At 58.9% G+C, this 19,077-nt stretch carries 15 protein-coding genes; 2 read left to right on the top strand and 13 right to left on the bottom strand.

Going from position 1 to position 19,077, the window contains the following annotated elements:
• Window positions 1-49: 49 nt before the first annotated feature.
• The 3 genes from HQL98_12290 to HQL98_12280 form a co-directional block, all read right to left on the bottom strand.
• Window positions 50-613 carry a hypothetical protein gene (locus HQL98_12290; protein MBF0272828.1) on the bottom strand — a complete coding sequence of 188 codons (564 nt, stop codon included), beginning with the start codon at window positions 611-613 and terminating at the stop codon, window positions 50-52.
• 426 nt (window positions 614-1,039) lie between these two features.
• Window positions 1,040-2,188: a response regulator gene (locus tag HQL98_12285; protein ID MBF0272827.1), complete on the bottom strand. Its 1,149-nt coding sequence runs from the start codon at window positions 2,186-2,188 to the stop codon at window positions 1,040-1,042.
• Window positions 2,185-5,409: a response regulator gene (locus HQL98_12280; GenBank protein ID MBF0272826.1), complete on the bottom strand. Its 3,225-nt coding sequence runs from the start codon at window positions 5,407-5,409 to the stop codon at window positions 2,185-2,187. Before HQL98_12280 ends, HQL98_12285 begins: the two co-directional genes overlap by 4 nt.
• A gap of 232 nt (window positions 5,410-5,641) precedes the next feature.
• Here HQL98_12280 and HQL98_12275 point away from each other — a divergent pair, with 232 nt between their 5' ends.
• Window positions 5,642-6,409 carry a uroporphyrinogen-III synthase gene (locus HQL98_12275; protein MBF0272825.1) on the top strand — a complete coding sequence of 256 codons (768 nt, stop codon included), beginning with the start codon at window positions 5,642-5,644 and terminating at the stop codon, window positions 6,407-6,409.
• Here HQL98_12275 and HQL98_12270 read toward each other — a convergent pair.
• From HQL98_12270 to HQL98_12250, 5 genes are all read right to left on the bottom strand, one after another.
• Window positions 6,373-7,860, bottom strand: a complete 1,488-nt coding sequence (locus tag HQL98_12270) for a DUF3369 domain-containing protein (protein MBF0272824.1) — start codon at window positions 7,858-7,860, stop codon at window positions 6,373-6,375. The two genes, HQL98_12275 and HQL98_12270, sit on opposite strands and share 37 nt — an antisense overlap.
• Before the next feature lie 182 nt (window positions 7,861-8,042).
• Window positions 8,043-10,496 (bottom strand): GAF domain-containing protein, encoded by a 2,454-nt coding sequence (locus HQL98_12265; GenBank protein MBF0272823.1) that lies wholly within the window; start codon window positions 10,494-10,496, stop codon window positions 8,043-8,045.
• Between the two features lie 39 nt (window positions 10,497-10,535).
• Window positions 10,536-12,005 carry a L,D-transpeptidase family protein gene (locus HQL98_12260; GenBank protein ID MBF0272822.1) on the bottom strand — a complete coding sequence of 490 codons (1,470 nt, stop codon included), beginning with the start codon at window positions 12,003-12,005 and terminating at the stop codon, window positions 10,536-10,538.
• Window positions 12,005-12,562 (bottom strand): CinA family protein, encoded by a 558-nt coding sequence (locus HQL98_12255; GenBank protein MBF0272821.1) that lies wholly within the window; start codon window positions 12,560-12,562, stop codon window positions 12,005-12,007. The genes HQL98_12260 and HQL98_12255 overlap by 1 nt, the downstream gene beginning before the upstream one ends.
• A 590-nt stretch (window positions 12,563-13,152) precedes the next feature.
• Window positions 13,153-13,608 carry a phosphatidylglycerophosphatase A gene (locus HQL98_12250; protein MBF0272820.1) on the bottom strand — a complete coding sequence of 152 codons (456 nt, stop codon included), beginning with the start codon at window positions 13,606-13,608 and terminating at the stop codon, window positions 13,153-13,155.
• Window positions 13,609-13,860: 252 nt separating this feature from the next.
• Between HQL98_12250 and HQL98_12245 the strand changes: the two genes are divergently transcribed.
• Window positions 13,861-14,166 (top strand): BrnA antitoxin family protein, encoded by a 306-nt coding sequence (locus HQL98_12245; protein ID MBF0272819.1) that lies wholly within the window; start codon window positions 13,861-13,863, stop codon window positions 14,164-14,166.
• Here HQL98_12245 and HQL98_12240 read toward each other — a convergent pair.
• The 5 genes from HQL98_12240 to HQL98_12220 are packed head-to-tail and all read right to left on the bottom strand — an operon-like array spanning window position 14,148 to window position 19,072.
• Window positions 14,148-14,846 carry an ABC transporter ATP-binding protein gene (locus HQL98_12240; protein ID MBF0272818.1) on the bottom strand — a complete coding sequence of 233 codons (699 nt, stop codon included), beginning with the start codon at window positions 14,844-14,846 and terminating at the stop codon, window positions 14,148-14,150. The genes HQL98_12245 and HQL98_12240 overlap by 19 nt on opposite strands.
• Before the next feature lie 11 nt (window positions 14,847-14,857).
• Window positions 14,858-15,730 carry an ATP-binding cassette domain-containing protein gene (locus tag HQL98_12235; protein MBF0272817.1) on the bottom strand — a complete coding sequence of 291 codons (873 nt, stop codon included), beginning with the start codon at window positions 15,728-15,730 and terminating at the stop codon, window positions 14,858-14,860.
• 1 nt (window position 15,731) lies between these two features.
• Window positions 15,732-16,970, bottom strand: a complete 1,239-nt coding sequence (livM, locus tag HQL98_12230; GenBank protein ID MBF0272816.1) for a high-affinity branched-chain amino acid ABC transporter permease LivM — start codon at window positions 16,968-16,970, stop codon at window positions 15,732-15,734.
• Window positions 16,971-16,999: 29 nt separating this feature from the next.
• On the bottom strand, window positions 17,000-17,923 hold the full coding sequence (locus HQL98_12225; GenBank protein MBF0272815.1) for a branched-chain amino acid ABC transporter permease LivH: 924 nt from the start codon (window positions 17,921-17,923) through the stop codon (window positions 17,000-17,002).
• A gap of 12 nt (window positions 17,924-17,935) precedes the next feature.
• Window positions 17,936-19,072, bottom strand: coding sequence for a branched-chain amino acid ABC transporter substrate-binding protein (locus HQL98_12220; protein MBF0272814.1), 1,137 nt, complete (start codon window positions 19,070-19,072; stop codon window positions 17,936-17,938).
• Window positions 19,073-19,077: the final 5 nt, after the last annotated feature.

The following is a 19,077-nucleotide window of genomic DNA, read 5'->3' as shown; positions in this document are numbered from 1 at the left end:
CAATAATCACATTGTCAAGGCTTGGCACCTTCGTTTCTGATCTGAACGGTTACGAAAATTTCTGGCTGAAATACCGCAAAATGGCCCAGGAGGTCACATGGGCGCAGATTGATATTTCGGTATCCTGGGACATGAAGGGAAACCCTCTAATCTTCAGAACCATGCCCAACAGATGGACCTTGTATTCGGCCTTCAACACACATCCAGCCGCCCCCTCTACCGCATTGGTATCCAGAACGGTCCGGCCAATCGAGACGATATCCCCGGGCCTCAACACCATAAAACCCAGATAGTGCTTCTGAAACTCCTTCTGATCGGCCAGACCATCCAGAAAATCCGACTTTCTTGAATCCACAGGGAAAAAATGTGAAAAAAAATGTACCCGCACACAATCACGACCACGATCCGGAATTTTCTTGGAAAAATGGCTATAATAGGTACTCCGGTAATCCTTGTCGGAGTACGGTCTCTCCACAATCACCCCCCGCACATGCTTCGACAGTCCAATCCTCAACTTCTCCTTGGCATTTTTGCTCAAAAAAGCAGGCCCCACCCCGTTCTCCAACTCATCCAGCCAACCAGCACCAGACACATCAATACTAAAAATAATCATCAACAAATCCTTTCATTAATCCCCAAACACTCACACTCTCAAATCGTCAATTCCCGGATCTCGTACAACAATCATGATAGAGGGACACCCCCTGAAACCATTCCATGCAATATACACCACCAGACAATAGTTCTTCAAGAAGTTATTTGAAATGACACAACAAAATACAAAAAAGTAATTTAAAATCAAAAAATTACATCAGAAACACACCAAAAAACAACAACCAATTTGTTATAAAATAAAAAGAATACAAAACCCAAAGAGATAAAAATAAAAAGAATCAAGATACAGTATGTTACAAGAAACAAACAACTATAAATTATAATAGTTGTCACATCCCCCCCAAAAAAAAACACAACCCAAAGAAACAAGAAGCCTTGCGATGGGGTACACCTGAAAATTTCCAAAGAATCCGCCCGGTTCGGGCTATCCCGCGACGGCGGAAGCGGCGGCTTCCTGGGAGCCTTCGGGCAAGGTGACGATCACCGAGGTTTCCCCGGATTGGCTGGCATCCAGTGCTATGCCTCCCCCCTGGGTCTTGGCGGCCAGCCAAGCGGAATAGGTGCCCAGGCCGCTCCCGTGAAGCTTGCCGGTGACGTATTTGTCGAAGAACTGGGGTCTGATCGCAACCGGCACCTCACCGGGATTGGTGATGCGGATCCGACCAAAACCGTCGGCAAACGACAACCGAATCCGGATCTCCCCGTGATAATTGGCCGCTTCGATGGCGTTCAAAAAAAGGTTATAGAAGACCGAATAACACAGCATCTTCTCGCCCAGCACAAAAAACGATTCCGGAGGACCGGCCTGCCCCGGCATCTCGAAACGGATCTTGATCCGCTTGGACTGGATGTGTTTCTCCAAACCGCCCACGATATGTTTCAAGGTTTCCAGCAGATCGAAATGTTCCGCCTGCAACTTGTAGGTATTGTTCTCCATCTTGTACATATCAAGGGACTTGTTGATCATGTCCAACATGATATAGCCGCTTCTTTCGATCAGTTTGAGCAAGTTGCGTTGCGCTTCGGTGTAGTTGTTGTCCAGAAGCATGATTTCCGGCAGGCCGAGAATACCCGACAAAGGCCCTTTCATGTCATGACGGGAGATGCGCTCCATGTCCTCGCGGACCTTCAAGGCCTGCTCCAACTCCTCATTCTTGCGGCGCAAATCCTCTTTGGCCCGTTGATGGGCGATGGTGTTGCGGCACCGGACCAGCACCACCGACGCGCTGCTGGGTTTGCGGATGAAATCCACCGCCCCCAGTTGCAATCCCACGGTCTCGTCATCCTGGGTATCTTTGCAGGTCAAAAAAATCACCGGAATTCCGGCCGTATCCGGATTGGCCTTCAACCGACGGCAGACCTCGTAACCATCCATCTCCGGCATCAACACATCCAGCAGAATCAGATCCACCCCACCGGCCGCCGCAATCTGACAAGCCACATCCCCCCGAATGGCCACCTTGACCGCAAACAGTTGATCCAGGGCCGACTTGATCACCTTGATCTGGTCCGGCTGATCATCCACCAGCAAGATGGTCCCTTCCTTGGTATTGGGGGCCTGCGACACGCTCATGGTCTCTCCTCCGTCTCCAAATCCACAGCCAAACCCACGGTTTCGGCCCATGCCAGCAGGGTCCGCAAAGCGGCCTGATAGTCATAGCCATCCAAAAGATCTTTCAGGGTCTGCAAGGCTTCGCGATCCGCGCCACTTTTCACCAGGGGCCGCATCTGTCCGATGACCGCTTCCGCATCCGAATCAAAAGCCCGCAACAACCCTTCGGCCCGCCTGAACAAAGGCAACAATGCCCCCGTGTCGGTGATGCCCTCCTCCCCCGTGACCTCCGCCTCCACCGGTTTTTCACCGATGGCCCCCCCGATGGTGGCCAGCACCCCATCCAGCCTGCGGGCGACCGCGGCCAGCAAAGCAGGCATGGACTCCCCGTTGTTTTCCTCGTATGCGACGTGCTCCACAGCCTGAGCCGCCACGCTCAACTCCATCGCGCCGATGGTGGCGGCAATCCCCTTGAGGGTATGGGCCGTACGCTCCAGCTTCGCCCGATCCCCCTGCTCCCAAAGCGATGCCATCAGGCGGCACGCGTCCTTTTGATTGTGGACAAAACGGGCCAGAATGTCCAAGTACAATGCCGTATTGCCCCCCATAATCTTCAAAGCGGCCTCGGTATCCAGACCCGGCAACTCCGGTAAATCCGATGGGTCCGCGCCAACAGACACAATCAACGCGGCATCGACCGCTCCTGCGGCCCGCCGGGCCGGATCGGGATGGATCCAGCGGGCCACCTGGGCATACAGGATTCTGGGCTCCACCGGTTTGGCGATATAGTCGTTCATGCCCGCCGCCAGACAGGCATCCCGATCCTGCACCATGGCATTGGCGGTCATGGCGATGATGGGAATTTCCTCCCCCCACCCCCCCTGACGACGAATCGCCCGGGTGGCGTCCAGACCATCCATCACCGGCATGTGCAAATCCATCAGAATGCCGTCGAAATGGGCCTGGGCCACCCGTTCCACCGCCTGTTGACCATTCTCCACCACGGTCAGAGTCACCCCCACCTGGGCCAACAGTTCCCGGGCCACCTGCTGGTTGATCTCGTTGTCCTCGGCCAACAGCAGATGCGCGCCGACCACCTGTTGCATCACCTGATGATCCGCCTGATTCAACAGATCCCGCCCCGAATCCGGAGCATGGCCAAACGCACGCAAAATGGAATCGATCAACGCAGACCGGTTGACCGGCTTGACCAAAAAACCATCCAGGGTCACATTCTCCTCGGTGCGCAGAAAATGTTGCTCACACCCGTGGGAGGTGACCAGGATCACCCGTGGCACCACCTGAATTTGATCCTCCTGCCGAATCCGTCGGGCCACCTCCATGCCATCCGGCTCCGGCAGGGTCATATCCATCATGACCAGCCCGAAAGGCTCTCCGGCCTGCTCCGCCCGGATCAGGATTTCCAAGGCCAAAGCGCCACTGTCCACCCCGGTGACCCGGAACGCCAAGGATTCCAGACAGGCGCACATGATCTCAAGAGCGCCCGCGTTGTCATCCACCACCAGCACCCGCAATCCCGCCAACTCTCCGATCAATGGCAAGACCGGTTCCGCGACCCGTTCCGACTTGCCGAACGGTACCGTACACACAAACCGACTGCCCACGCCCAGGGTGCTTTCCACCCGGATTTCACCCTGCATCATCTCCACCAGACGCCGGGAAATGGCCAATCCCAACCCGGTGCCCCCATGCTTGCGGGTGGTGGAGGTATCCGCCTGACTGAACTCCTTGAACAGCTTTTCCATCTGTTCCGGAGTCATGCCGATGCCCGTATCCCGTACCGAAAACGCGATGGTCACCTCGGTTGCGGTCTCTGCGACCACCCGGGTGGCAATGGCCACCTCCCCGGTTTCGGTGAACTTGACCGCATTGTTGGCCAGATTGGTCAGAATCTGCCCCAGCCGTAACGGATCCCCCATCACATGGGAGGGAGCCTTCAGATCCCCATCCAGCAACAATTCCAGATCACTTTCCATGGTTTTCACCGTGATCATGGCCACCACCCCGTTGAGCACATCCTCCAGGGCGAACTCCACCCGCTCCATCTCCAGCTTGCCCGCCTCGATCTTGGAAAAATCGAGAATGTCATTGATCAAGCGCAACAGGGAGTTGGCGGCATTGTGAACCTTGAACAGATAATCTTGTTGCTTGCCGGTCAATTCGGTCTGAAGACACAAATGGCTCAAACCGATGATGGCATTCATGGGGGTACGGATTTCATGGCTCATGTTGGCCAGAAAGGCGCTTTTGGCCTGGGTGGCCAGTTCGGCGTTCTTTTTGGCCTGGGCCAGTTCCTCTTCCTGCTGACAGCGGATGATCAGTCCCGCCAGAGTGTTGACGATGGGTTGCAACAGCAGCTTGTCATCGTCGGTAAAATGATATCCGGCGTCCACCCGCAGATTGAGCACGCCGATCAGCCGCTCCCCCCCCAGAATCGGCAAACAATAATCCCCATGATCGGTAATGCCATAATAGGTGATCTCGTGTCCCGCATCCAGATGGGGAGAGTAGACCGGCATGCGGGTCTGGGCCGCCTTGCCGCACAGACAATACCCCAAAGGAACCCGGGCACAACGCTCCAGAAGCGGTTCCGGCTGACCGCGTTGAGCCGCCAGATACAGCTCCTGCCGCCCTTCATCCCACAAAAAAATCGCCCCCCGGATCTGACATCCCAGCCAGGGAATGGAGGTGATGAGAAAAATGGCCTCGTCGAGATGTTCCTTCAGCGACAAGGAGTCCAGGGAATCCATCAACAACCGGTTGATGATGGCGCGAATCTTCCCCTGCTGCTCCAGATAGGCGTTGTGCTGGGAGAGCTGTTTGGTCTGATCCAGCAATTGTTTGAGCAGGGAGTACTGTTTCCGGTTGTTGGCCTTGACCACATCCTTTTCCGCAACCACGGTCTCGTAACGCTCCTGCGTGGCCTTTTGGGCTTTGTCGCGCCGCCCCTTGAACAGGTACAGCACACCGACACCCACCATCCAGACCAGAAGATGCACCACTCCGGTCTTGAATTCCCACGCCGCCACCGCCGCAACCCCGCCCCCCCCAGAAGACGCGGAACCGTTCGGACTCCCCAGAGGGTAAGAGACCATGCCGTTGATGGTGTGAAGATTCCATACCCAAAGACCAAAAAGCAGCAGCGTCCACAAAAAGAAAGGCAGTATTCCATGGGTCTGGATTGCCAACCAGTATCTCTTCAAAGGGCGTTTTCCACTCATGCCAATGACATTCAAGTTGAGCCGAAACCGGAAAAAATCCCGGGATGCCACTCCCCAATCCCCGCCATGCAAAAGATACGGCGGCACCCATCACCATGAAACGCCGCACGCCCTAGGTCAAGTGTAAAACGCCGCAACATCAACGAACAAACGCTCATCATCTTGAAAAAATCACCCCAATCCGCCAAGATGCAATTCTCCCTCATCCACCCGACTCTCCAAGGCTTCCGCCATGAATCTGGCCAATCGCGTCATCCTCGTCACCCGTCCGGAACCGGGGGCCAGCGAAAGCGCCCATTTGATCCTCCGTCACGGTGGCGTGCCACTGCTGGCGCCGGTGATGACCATCCAACCGACAGAAGATCCCGTCCCTTTTCAGCAGGCCATGGCCGCGTTGAACCGATTCGACGCCGTGCTGCTCACCAGCGCCAACGGAGCCAGGACCTTTGCCGCCGCGGTGCCGGAAGGCGTCAGGCCACCGCCCCTGTTTGCCGTGGGCAACAAAACCGCGCGCCTGCTGGAAGATCAGGGGTGGACAGTGCAGGTGCCGGATCGGCCCATGGGGGGGGAGACGCTGGGAAAAACCGTGCTGGAACGGTTTCCCGACGCCCGGTCATTTTTGTTTCCCCGGGCCGAGGATGGACGGGAAGAACTCATCCGGGTGCTGATACAAGCCGGCAGACAGGTCGAGACCATCACAGTCTACCGCAGCGTGCCGGTAACGCGACTCCCGGAAGGAATCCTTCAGCGTCTGCCGGAGGTGGATGCCCTGCCTTTTTTCAGTCCCCGCACGGTGGATCTGTTTCTGGATCTGCTGCCGGAAGGTCCAGCGAGTCTGCCGGAAAAGGCGCTGATCGCCGCCTTGAGTCCCCTCACCGCCCAGGCGTTGTCGAGCCGGGGGGTACGGGTGGATCTGACCGCCACCGGCAACGATGGAGAGGGTATGATTCGGGCCTTGACCGACTATTGGGCCAAATGGTCAAACATCCCGGCTTCGTAAAGCCGACCAAAGGCTTCCACCACCGTCGGATCAAAGCTGGTGCCCGACAAACGACGGATCTCCGCCACCGCATCCGCCACACTCCAGGAACGCTTGTAGGGGCGACAATGGACCAAAGCATCGAACACATCCACCACCGAGACAATCCGGGCCGCCAGGGGAATCGCCTCGCCACGCAACCCTTCGGGATAGCCGTTGCCATCCCATTTCTCGTGGTGATACATGGCGATCTGACGGGCCAGACGAAAATTCTTTTCATCCTTGATGATCATGCCGCCGATGGTGGGATGGGCGGCGATCTCGGTGAACTCGACTTTGTCCAGGGGACCGGGTTTGTTGAGAATCCGGTCCGGAATGCCGATCTTGCCGATGTCGTGCAGTTGACTGGCCTCGGCGTATAACTCCGCGATTTCGGATGACAGCCCCATGGCCAAGGAGAGCTGGCGGGTCAGAGTGACGATGCGTTGGATGTGTTCCCCGGTATGGATATCCTTGGCTTCCGCCGCCTCGGAGAGCATCTGGATGGCCGAGGCGTGGGCCGCACGCAACTCCAGTTGCACCCGCAACGACTGCAACGCCACACACACCTGACCGGTAAAAATCCGCAACAGATGCACCGCCAAAGGATCCAGAGCCTGACCATGTTCCAGATAGAGCATGCCGATATCCTCATCCCGAATCCGCAACGGGATGAGCGTCTCTTCGGCGGAGATGTTTTCTTGCACCGGGGGGGTGGTTTTTTCCAGACGGGCGTGGCCCACCGCGGCCTTGATGGTGAGTTCGTTTTTGTTGAACATGGCCAAAAAGCCGTTGGCAATGCGCACCGAACTGTGGGCCCCCAGATGACACAGGCCCAGAATCTGGGTAAACACCCCGGAATAAAACGCCTCGAAGGAGTCCAACGGATGAAGATACATCTGCGGAGCGGCCCCCAGAATGGTCTCCAATCCATGACGGGCCAGATCGATGGTGGTCAAATCCCGATAGGACTTCAGGGCGGAGCGCACGGTGGTATAAAGCTTCTGGGCAGATAGTTCGCTTTTTTCTTTATAATCATCGATATCAAAGTGATCGATCACGTAGCGTTCCGGCGCCAGTCCCGGCTGACCGGTCCGGATCACCAAACGGATCCGCTGGTCTCCCAGGGTTTCGCGGATGAAACGCACCAGTTGCAAGCCCGCGTCATCTTGCTCCATCACCACATCGATCAGTCCCAGGGCAAATCCCGGGGTGGTCTGGAGAATCTCCTGGGCCTGGATGGCGGAAGAGGCGGAGATCAGAGAAAGAGGACGACCACCAAAAGAAAAATTTCGCAAATTCAATCGGGTGATCGCGATCACATCCGGATCGTCATCCACCACCAGCACCAGCCAGGGGGGCGGACCCGACCCCTCCGTGGGGACGGTTGTGGTCTTGCCCTTGAGTTGCAGGATTCGCTTTTCGGCGTTCATGGCGTCACCGATGGACAGAGAAAAAGTCACATTCTGTAACGGAAAGCCTAACAAATAGCGCCAATGCCGTCAATTTCAATTTTCAATCGACAATAGAATAAAATGCATGCCGCATGACGCCGACATAAAAATTGACTCATATCAAGATCAAACACCCCATACCCTTCCGCCGATGCCTCTTCTCATCCCCGGATCTCGATGGGCCAGCGACACTCGAAACGCACCCCCTCCCCCGACTCGCTCACCAACCCAATGGTGCCCCGGAGCTTGGTGGTGATCAGATTATAACAAATATACAAACCCAGACCGCTCCCCCCCGCTCCCCGATTGGTGGTGAAAAACGGCTCGAACGCCCGACTCCTGGCCTCTTCCGACATGCCCACACCGGTATCGGTATAGGTGAATTCCAACGTGCGCCCCTGCACCACAAAACGCAGATCGATCCGCCCGGCACGTTCTCCCGCCTCGAAACCGTGGGTCAGGCTGTTGAGCAGCAGATTGGTCAGGATCTGGTTGAGATAACCGGGAATGCCCATCACCCGCAACGTTTCCGGGCACTCCAGACCGATATCGATCTGGGTCTTCTTGAAGGCGTTGCGCAGACTGATCAACACATCCCGGGCCACATCGCCCACCCGGTACTCCCGCACCGCCTCCGAGGATTGATCGATGGAAGCGCGCTTGAAGCTCTGGATCAACTCGGCGGCCCGCTGAAGATTGCGGGATACCAACACCGACGCCTCCTCCACGATGCCGATGCCGGTCATCAAGGCATCCACATCCACCGCGTCTTGCGCCATCATCGCCGCGATGGAACGGGACTCCTCCAGCAACTGGGTGGCGGCGGAATAGGCCACACCGATGGGAGTATTCACCTCGTGGGCGATTCCCGCCACCAGACGCCCCAACGAGGCCAGTTTCTCCTGGGCGATCAACTCATGGCGGGTATTTTCCAACTCCCGGATCTTTTCGTTGAGCCGTTGGGTGCGTTCCAGCACCTTGGCATCCAGCGTGGCCAACAGACGGGTGAGTTCCTGTTCCGCCCGCCGCCGGGAAATCAGACCCGCCAGGGTGTTGGCGATGTTGCGCAAAAAGACGATCTCGTCATCGTCATAAACGTGTCCGGTGGCCAGATAGACATTCAACACCCCCAACAGATGCTGATCCGACAGAATCGGCACGCAGTAGTGACCATGGGACGTCATGCCCTCGAAACGGATGTCATGCCTGCCATCCAGGTTGTGACTCATCACCACCTCCCGCTCCGCCCCGGCCCGACCGCACAGACAGTATCCCAAGGGAATCGAACGACACAAATCCAACAACTCTGAAGAAAGGGCACGGTGTACCGTCAGGTCCAATCGTCCGGTGACATCGTTGAACAGAAAAATCGCCCCCCGTTTCTCCACACCCAGCCAGGGGATCTCCAAAACCACCTGCAACGCCTTGTCCAGAATCTCCTCCAGGGTCAGCGACAACAACGACTGTTGCAAAATGGTGGAAATGGCGGAACGCCGATCCAAGGCCCGGGCATTTTCCTGTTCACTTTCCTTGAGTTCCTTGACCGTCTCTTCCAGGTCGCGATGACGGGAGGTCAAACTCTCCTGCATGATCTGGAGGGAACGGGCCAACTCCCCCACCTCGTCCCGACGCCACACATCAATCCGATAATCCCCCCCCTCGGCCACCCGACGGGCCGTGGCGCTCAAGGCGTTGACCGCGTGCAACAGGTCATACTGAAACCAGACCAGCAACAGACCGATGCCCAACAGAATCAAGAAAAATGTGATCTGCGAACGCAAAAACTGGTCAAACAGCAAAGCGCTTTGCGCCACATCGTGCATTTTATAGACCTGCTCCAGCGCGGCCAACAGATCCTGCATCCCCCGTTCGGTCTCTTGCACCTGAAGCCGGTATTGCTCGATCCACTGACTGACCACCAGGGATTCGCTGGCAATGGTGTAAAATCCATGCTTATAGGGAAGAAACGACTCTTGAATCTCCTTGCGCTCCGCCGGTTGCAGCCGGCAGCGGTACAGCAGTTCCCCGAACCGCGCCACCTCAGCATTGAACCTTTCCAGATAGACAATCTGCTTGCGTTCCATGAAATCCTTTTCATGACGCCGCAGTTGCAACATGGAAGCAAGCAGCTCAAAAGCATTTTCGTCTTGCAAAAGCTCTTCGATCCGATGGATCCGGGCGCGGATGCGACCGTGTTCCCCGGACTCCTCATTCAAACCGATTTCAAGCAGCTTGGCCTGAATGCGCCGAAACAGTTCCAACTGCACCCGAATCCGTTCCTGCACAGACTCCGAACTGTGATCGTCCGGCATGACGCGCAACCCATCCAGCTCCTGCAAGCGGGGAAACATCTCCTGCAACAAGGTCACCACCCGTTCCCCGGACTTGGGATCCTTGGTGCGCAGAAAATATTCCACCTCCCGATGGACATAATCGGCGTTCTGTGTGATTTCGTGGATCAGGATACTGGTTTGACGGGTCAGATGATCCCGTTTCCAAGAGGAGGTGTTGGTCTGGTAGTGCAAAACGGCCTGGACGGCATTCACCACGAATGCCGCCAGGATCAGCAGAAAAAAGAAAGTGATCTTGCTCTTAAAACGCAGATGCCTGACCATCCGGCCTCCCTGGGCAGCCGGGATGGAGCCAACGCTCCATCAGAGCGTGCCATCGCCCGGCAGGCGCGGCTCCACCCCCGGAGGCAATTCCGGCGGCAGTTCCGGGGGCCACGACGTGGGCGGCGGCTCCGGCATGGGGGCGGGTTCCGGTTCGCTCATCGGCAACGGATCCGGTTCGTTGTCCATGGTCGGTTCCGGAGACAACGGCGGCATCGGCTCGCCACCACCGGCACCAGCGCCACCGCCCCCGACTTCCGGATCCGGCTCCGGCGGAAACGGCGGAGAGGAACCGGGAGCCGCGGGAGCGGGTATCGGAGCACCGAATGAAGGCTTGGCCGGAGACAACGTTTTCGGTTCTGCGGACTGGGGAACCGGGGACCGATACGGCACCGCTGGCACGGGCTGATCGATGCGAATGGCGGCGGGATTGCCATCTTCCCGGTCCAGTTGCTCCAGATTGGGCAGACGCAATCCCCCTGGCGGAATGGTCTGCTCCTCGGGAATTTCGGGAACCGTCATATAGGCCTCCCGCGCCTCGGCGCTGACAGGGGCATTGGTCGCCACCCCCACCCGGCGGGACTGACCATCCGCGTTGTCGGCCATACGTTCGGCCAGACGCCAATCCACCGTTACCTGCAAATCGGGCCGCCGGGCCAAAGCCTGTTTGATGGCCTTGGTGACCCACTCCCGTTCGTTGCCTTCGTGCTTGAGGTCCGCGAGAATCGGATAGACCTCCAGATACAACTCCCCGTCACGCCAGCCCGCCTTGGCGGGTTCGTTGACGATGGCCACGGTGTCACCCGTGTTGACATTGGGGAAAAAGGCCACAATATCTTCCGGATACAAACGAATGCACCCGTGACTCACCCGGCGACCGACCCCCAGGGGACGGTTGGTGCCATGCATCAGGTAGGCGGGCAAACTCAAATAGATGGCATGGGTGCCCAGGGGATTGCGGGGGCCGGGATAGATGGCCTCGGGCAGATTGGGATCCTCCTTGCGGATCGACGCCGGGGGACGCCAGATGGGATCGGCCATCTTGCCCGTGACCGCCGTGCGCACCCGCGGGGTCATCATCCCCTCCTGTCCCACACCGATGGGATAGGTTTCGACCCGGTCGCCACGAAAATGATACACCCGCATCTCCGGCAGATTGACCACGATCCGGGCCGGATTGTTGAGTCCAGGCAATACCTTGCGAAAATCCAGACGAATCTTGCTGCCCACCCGTGGACTCCAGGGATCCTGATCCGGATTGGCCAGCATGATCTCGTTGAAACCCAGATGGTTGTCTCTGGCCAAGATGATCATGGTATCGTTGGGGGTGACCCGATGGCGATAATAGTTGCCACCGATCACCTCTTCCTTGCGGTTTTTGAGCACATAGCGCCGCCGATCCACGTCATCCGGATGAAAGGCCCAGACGGTTTCCACCCCGGACACCCAGACTGCCAGCGACACGATCGCCCCACCCAGCCATGCCCGGGCCACACGCTTCCGATGATCCATCACGGTTTCTCCTGTCCTTGAGCCGTCACCATCCGCCGCAGCAGGTGCAAGGCGGTTTGACTCGCCTGCCAACGCACCCGATCCCGGTTGCCGACGTAAAATCCACGGTGTTCCAACGTTTGCCCCTGACGATCACGCACCGCCAGATGAACCGTGCCCACGGGTTTGCCGGGGGTTCCTCCATCCGGTCCGGCGATGCCGGTCACCGCCACAGACAAGTCCGCGCCACTGGCCTGAATGGCCCCCACCGCCATGGCCATGGCCACTTCGCGACTGACCACTCCGTGGGTTTCCAGCAGCGCCGTATCCACGCCCAGCCACTGCTGTTTGACGGCATTGGCATAACTGACCAGTCCCATATCCAGATAAGACGACGCCCCCGGAATCGCCGACAACCGGGCAGCGATCAAGCCGCCGGTACATGATTCCGCCGTGGTCACCTTCAGGCCGGACTTGATCAACCGCTCTCCCAGCAACTCTTCCACAGGACGGGGGGTGTACGACTGAATGCGATTGCCCAGTCCGGCCCGGACCCGGGCCTTGAACTCCTCCCCCATGATGGCGGGAATCAACAATCCGGCATCACCATTGGGCAGATTGCGCACCTTGCACAAAGAAAAGGCATCCCCCACCAGATACGCCCCCAGATCCAGGGGTTCACCCGCGCCTTCCACCATCCAGCAAACCGTTTCCCGATTGCGCCGGGCCAGGGAACCTTCCCCGCCGAGAAAACCCCGCAGCGCCTTGACCAGCGCGTTGCGGGCCGTCCAGATGGAATGGCTGAAATACGCCACCATGCGTCCCCGACGTTGCAGGGCGAAACCGGCGGCCTGACCCTGTTTATCGTTCAAGGTGTGGGCGCCAAAGACCTTCAGACGATCCGACTCCTCCCCTTCCAGCCCCAGGGAAAGCCCCAGATTCGACAACAACGAACGCCGCAACCGGTTGCCCCGGCCATGGTCTTGCACCAAAATGAGAGGATATTCTTCCGGCACCTCCGCCGGATCGAAAGGTTCATCCTCATCCAGTTCCATCACCGATACCGCGCCGACTCCCAAACACTCCAGCAACAGGTCCAGATAGGGCCGTCCCGAAGGCGGAAGCAGAGAGCCTTGTTCGCTCCAGCGTGGCATGACCAGCAAACACTTCATGGCAACCCAATCCTGGCGATCCAAAAGAGGCACAATCCGGCATACGCCCCGGCGGCCAGATCATCCGCCATGATGCCCCAGCCTCCCGGCAGACGTTCGAGGGCATCCACAGGCCACGGTTTGAAGATGTCGAAAAGACGAAAAAACACAAATCCCCCCAACATCCAACCCCAACCCAGGGGCGCGACGATCATGGCAAGCAAAAAACCGGCCACTTCATCGATCACCACCTCGGGCGGATCCTCCCGCTGCACCACCCGACTGGCCACCCCGGCGCTCCACACCCCCAGCACACACACGCTCCCCAGGATGATCCAGGACCAGGTGGTTCCCAGGGACTGGGAAACCATGGCCAGCGGCACGGCGGCCACCGTACCCCAGGTTCCGGGAGCCTTGGGCAGATAGCCGGAACCAAAAAAGGTGGCCAACCAGAGTGCCAATCGCCGGGTCATCGTACTCTCCTTGCGATCCAATAGGATGAAAGCTTGACTCTCACCATTTAATGTGGATACAATAAAACCAAGCCAAACCACGCCATTCATCCACCGGCGCCATGCACATCACCGATGATCCAGCCAAAAACGCACGCAACATGGCCGAGCGCGGACTCTCCTTTCGAACGAACACGGGAAATGGCCTGGGATTCAGCTTTGATCGTGGAATCATCAGCCTGCGCAAAGCCAACCGCCGGGAGGTGCGACGCCATGCACAACACACCCGATCCTGAAAAAATCGATGCCGAAAACCCCGAATGGTCCGATGCACCCTTTCACCAAGCCCGGCCCGCTCAAGAGGTACTCACCACACTGTTCCCCCAAAGCGTGATCGATGACCTGCTGCCTCCCAAACGGGGCAGACCGTGCAAAGACCATCCCAAGCAATCCCTCAACATCCGTCTCTCCCCGGATGTGATCACCTCATTCCGCGACACCGGCAAAGGTTGGCAAACCCGCATCGACAACGCCTTGCGGGAGTGGCTCGCCACCCATGGTCAATGCCCCCCCAAATAGGCCCGCCGCACCTCGGGATCCGCCAGCAACGCCATACCGCTCCCCTCCAACACAATCCGCCCGTTGACCAGCACATACCCCCGGTCCGCCAGCCGCAACGCCTGGTTGGCGTTCTGCTCCACCAGAAACAAGGTGGTTCCCTCCGCCACGATCTCCCGCAACGCCTGAAAGATCCGCCGGATCATCAATGGCGCCAAACCCAGACTGGGTTCATCCAGCAACAGAATGCGCGGACGGCTCATCAACGCCCGTCCGATGGCCAGCATCTGTTGTTCGCCCCCGGAAAGGGTTCCGGCCCGCTGGCCACCGCGCTCCCGCAAAATGGGAAACAAGGCGTAAATCCGCGCCAGGGCCGCCTCGTCCTTTTCCCCGACCATGGACCCCATGACCAGATTCTCCAGCACGGTCATGCCCGGAAAGATCCGTCGGCCCTCCGGCACCTGGGCCAGGCCCAACCGGGCGATGCGATGGGTGGGCAGTCGGGTGATCTCCTGACCATCGAACAACACCTCCCCCCGGGATGCGGATGGAAGACCGAAAATCGCCATCAGCAACGTCGATTTCCCCGCGCCGTTGGCCCCGATCAGGGTCACGATCTCCCCTCTTCCCACGGTCAACGACACCCCGTGCAACACCGCACTGCGTCCATGGGCCACATCCACGCCACGCAACTCCAAAATCGCCGGACGGTTCACGACCCCTCCTCCTCGGGCACCCCCAGGTAGGCCTCCAGCACCACCGGGTTGTCCCGCACCTTTTCCGGCCGACCCGAGGCGATCACCTGACCATGATCCAACACCACCACCTGATCGGAAATCTCCATCACCAACCCCATGTCGTGTTCGATCAGACAGACCGTCACCCCATGACCGCGCCGCAAGGAAAGAATCCATTCGGACAACTCCCGGGTTTCGTTGGGATTGAGTCCGGCTGCCGGTTCATCCAGACACAACAAACGCGGTCCCACGCACATGGCCCGGGCAATCTCCAAACGCCGCTGCCGCCCATAGGCCAACTCCCCGGCCAAACGATTGCCCTCATCGGCCAGACGAAAAAAGTCCAACCAATACCAAGCCCGTTCCACCGCCTCGGCCTCCGCGTCCCGATAGGCGCGGGTGGAAAGCAGTCCGGCGACCAGATTGTTGTTCACCCGGGCGCGCTGGGCCACCAGAAGATTTTCAAAAGCGGTCATCTCCTTGAAGAGACGAATGTTCTGAAAGGTCCGCACCACCCCGGCCCGCGCCGCCAGCGCCGCGCCGCCAAACATCTTGTAATACAGTCGCCGCCCGAAAGCCCTTGGAGAGACCAAATCCTGGCGCCGGAACGGTCCCCCCAGAATTTCGATCAAATCCACCGCCACCCCATCCGCGTCCGTCAAACGGATCGCACCGGAGCTGGGACGATAAAATCCGGTCAGGCAATTGAACACCGTGGTCTTGCCCGCCCCATTGGGTCCGATGAGCGCGGTGACGCTGCCACGCCGCACATCGAAGCCGACACCGTTCAAGGCCAGCACCCCCCCAAACCGCATGGTCAGATCGTGGACCGTCAGCAAGGAGGCCATGTCAGGCCACCCCGGAACGATCAAACCGGGCGCGCCGGGCGCCCATCAAACCGCGGGGACGCCAGACCATCATCAAGACCATGGCGCAGCCGAACAACAACCCCCTATATTCGGCGAAATCCCGCAACGCCTCGGGCAGGACCGTCAGGATCACCGCCGCGACAATCACCCCGGCGGTGGAACCCATGCCCCCGAGAATGACGATGGCCAGAATGTGGGCCGACTCCATGAAGGTGAAGGAGGTGGGATTGACAAACCCCTGGGAGGCGGCGAAGAACACCCCGCCCACCCCACCGGTCATGGCTCCCAGGCCGAAGGCCGACAGTTTGACCATCACCGGTTGCAAGCCCAGAGAGCGACAGGCGATTTCATCCTCCCGCAACGCCTCCCAGTTGCGCCCCAGGGGCATGCGCCGCAGACGCCGGATGACGAACACCAACCCCCCCACCACGATCATCAACAGCAGATACAAAAAGATGTCCCGGTATTCGTTGGAAAAAGGCACATTGAAGTATTCATGCACCGTGACATGTCCCGGCTGGGCCTTGCGGCCAAACTCGATGCCGAAAAATGACGGAAACGGCACCCGTACCCCATTGGGACCACCGGTGAACTCCATCCAGTTGTTGAGCACCAGCCGGATGATCTCCCCGAACCCCAAGGTGACGATGGCCAGATAATCCCCGTGCATGCGCAACACCGGAAAGCCCAACATCACCCCGAAACAAGCCGCCAGCAGCGCGCCAAAGGGCAACGCGGTCCAGAAGCTCAAATCCAGATACTTGAAACCCAAGGCATAACCATAGGCTCCCACCGCGTAAAAGGCCACAAACCCCAGATCCAGCAAGCCCGCCAGCCCCACCACGATATTCAGCCCCAAAGCCAGCAATACATAGATCCAGGCGAGGATGGCCACGTTGAGCCAATATTTGCCGATGAACCAGGGCAGGATCAGGGCCACGACGAACATCGCCAGCAGCAAAAAAGTCCGATGGGCCTCGATCCAGGAGGCCAGAAGGGAAGGCCTCCTGTGCGGTCTGGCGTGAGCCACCACGTGGCGCCTGCGGGAAAGCAACCACCCCAGCGCAAACCGACCCAGAACCACCCAGCCCGCCAGCCACAAGGGGCGCTGCCAGTGGCCTTCCAGGGTATATCCGGAGAGGGAAACCCCGGTCAGAGGCGCGAACAGCAGCAAGGCGATCAATCCGGTGAGCAACGCCTCCCGGAGTACAGACCCCATGCTCTGTCCACCACCGGAGATGCGTTCCATCACACCTTCTCCACTTCAGGATGGCCCAACAAACCGCTGGGTCGAAAGATCAACACCAAGACCAGCAGCGAAAAGGCGAACACATCCTTGTAGTCGGTATTGACGAAACCCGAAAAGATCGACTCGGCCAATCCCAGCACCAGTCCCCCGAGCATGGCGCCGGGCAGGGAGCCGATTCCCCCCAGAACCGCCGCGGTGAAGGCCTTGATGCCGATGACGAACCCGATGAAAAAATCAAAGGAGCCATAATTGAAGGTGACCAACGTGCCCGCCACGGCGGCCATGGAAGCCCCCAGCACAAAGACCACGGAGATGACCCGATCCGTATCCACGCCCAGCAAGGCCGCCATGATCCGATCCTGTTGCACCGCCCGACAGGCCCGTCCCATGGCGGTGGCCTGGATCCAATACCACAGCAGAGCCATGCCGATCACGGCGGTGACCACGATCAGGATCTGGGCATAGGTGATCTGGACGAATTGATCGGGACCGTTTTCAAACAGACGCAGGCTGCCATGGATCAGCGTGGGGGTACCCTGACTGCGCGCCCCCTGGGATAACCGGACATAATTTTGTAGAATCAATGACATGCCGATGGCGGAAATCAGCGGGGCCAGACGGGTGGAGTGGCGCAGGGGCTTGTAGGCGATGCGTTCCACGCTCCAGCCATACAGCGCGGTGCAAGCGATGGTCAGCAACAAGACCAGCAGGATGATCAACGGCGGCGACTGAATCCCCAGCAGGGTCAGCGCCGCCAGAAAGATGGCGGTCAGGTAGGCGGCGATCATGTAGACATCGCCATGGGCGAAATTGATCATGCCGATGATGCCGTAGACCATGGTATAGCCCACGGCGATCAGGCCATAGACCGATCCCAAGACCAGCCCGTTGACCGCCTGCTGGACGAGAATGTGAAAACTCACGAACGGCCCCGTTTATTGAACCTCTTCGTACTTGCCCGCCGGGGTCCAGCGGTACATGACGTAGTCCGAAATCTTCAAATCCCCCTTGGCGTTCCAGGACTTGGTGCCCATGACGGTCTCCACGGGATTGGCTTTCAGCCAGGCGGCCAGTTTGACCCCTTCCCGGGACTGGGTGGCGCGCATGGCCTGGGCGATGGCCTGCATGGTGGCGTAGGAGTAGAGGGTATAGCCTTCCGGCTCGTAGCCTCCTTTGCGGAACTGTTCCACCAGGGTCTTGCCGGAGGGAATCTTGCGGGGATCGGCGCCGAAGGTCATGAAGACCCCCTCGACGAACTTGGGTCCACCCGCGGAGGTGACGAAAGTTTCCGACATGATGCCGTCACCGGAAATCAGGGGCACGTTGAGTCCTTGTTCCCGCATCTGACGCACCAGCGGTCCGGCCTCGCTGTGGAGACCGCCGAAGTAGACCGCGTCGGCCTTGACCGAGCGCAGTTTGGTGACCAGGGCGTTGAAATCCTTCTCGCCCCGGGTCAGGCCTTCGTACAGCACCTCTTTGAGTCCCAGGGTGGCCAGATGGGCCTTCATGGAGTCGGCCAGACCCTGGCCATAGGTATCCTTGTCGTGGAGCACCGCCACCCGCTGGGCCTTGAGCTGTTTGACCACGAACTCCGCCCCCACCACCCCCTGCTGGTCATCCCGGCCACAGGTGCGAAACACCGTGGACAATCCCCGTTCCGTGACCATGGGATTGGTGGAGGCCGGGGTCATGGAGAGAATGCCCGCCTCGGCGTAGACCTCGAAGGCCGGAATGGTGGAAGAGGAACAAAAATGTCCCACCACCGCCGTCACGTGATCGAAGTCCACCAAACGGTTGGCCACGGCCACGGCCTGTTTGGGTTCGCAGGCGTCATCCCCCTTGACCAGTTCGATGGTATCGCCGTTGATGCCCCCCTGGGCGTTGATATCCTTGGCGGCCTGTTCGGCGCCGCGCCAGAACTGTTCACCGAAGGCGGCCTGGGCGCCCGACAGGGGACCGGCCACACCGATCTTGACCGTTCCCGCCTGCGCCGAAGCGACACAACCGAACACCAAGGCGAAAACCAAGCGGGCCAAGCCCTTTCCGCGCGCGTATTTTTCCAATCGTTTCATGCCGA

It is taken from the genome of Magnetococcales bacterium, assembly GCA_015231755.1.
Taxonomy (GTDB): Bacteria; Pseudomonadota; Magnetococcia; order Magnetococcales; family Magnetaquicoccaceae; genus Magnetaquiglobus.
Note: the sequence above shows the minus strand (reverse complement) of the source record. Positions and strands in the feature narration are given on the sequence as shown.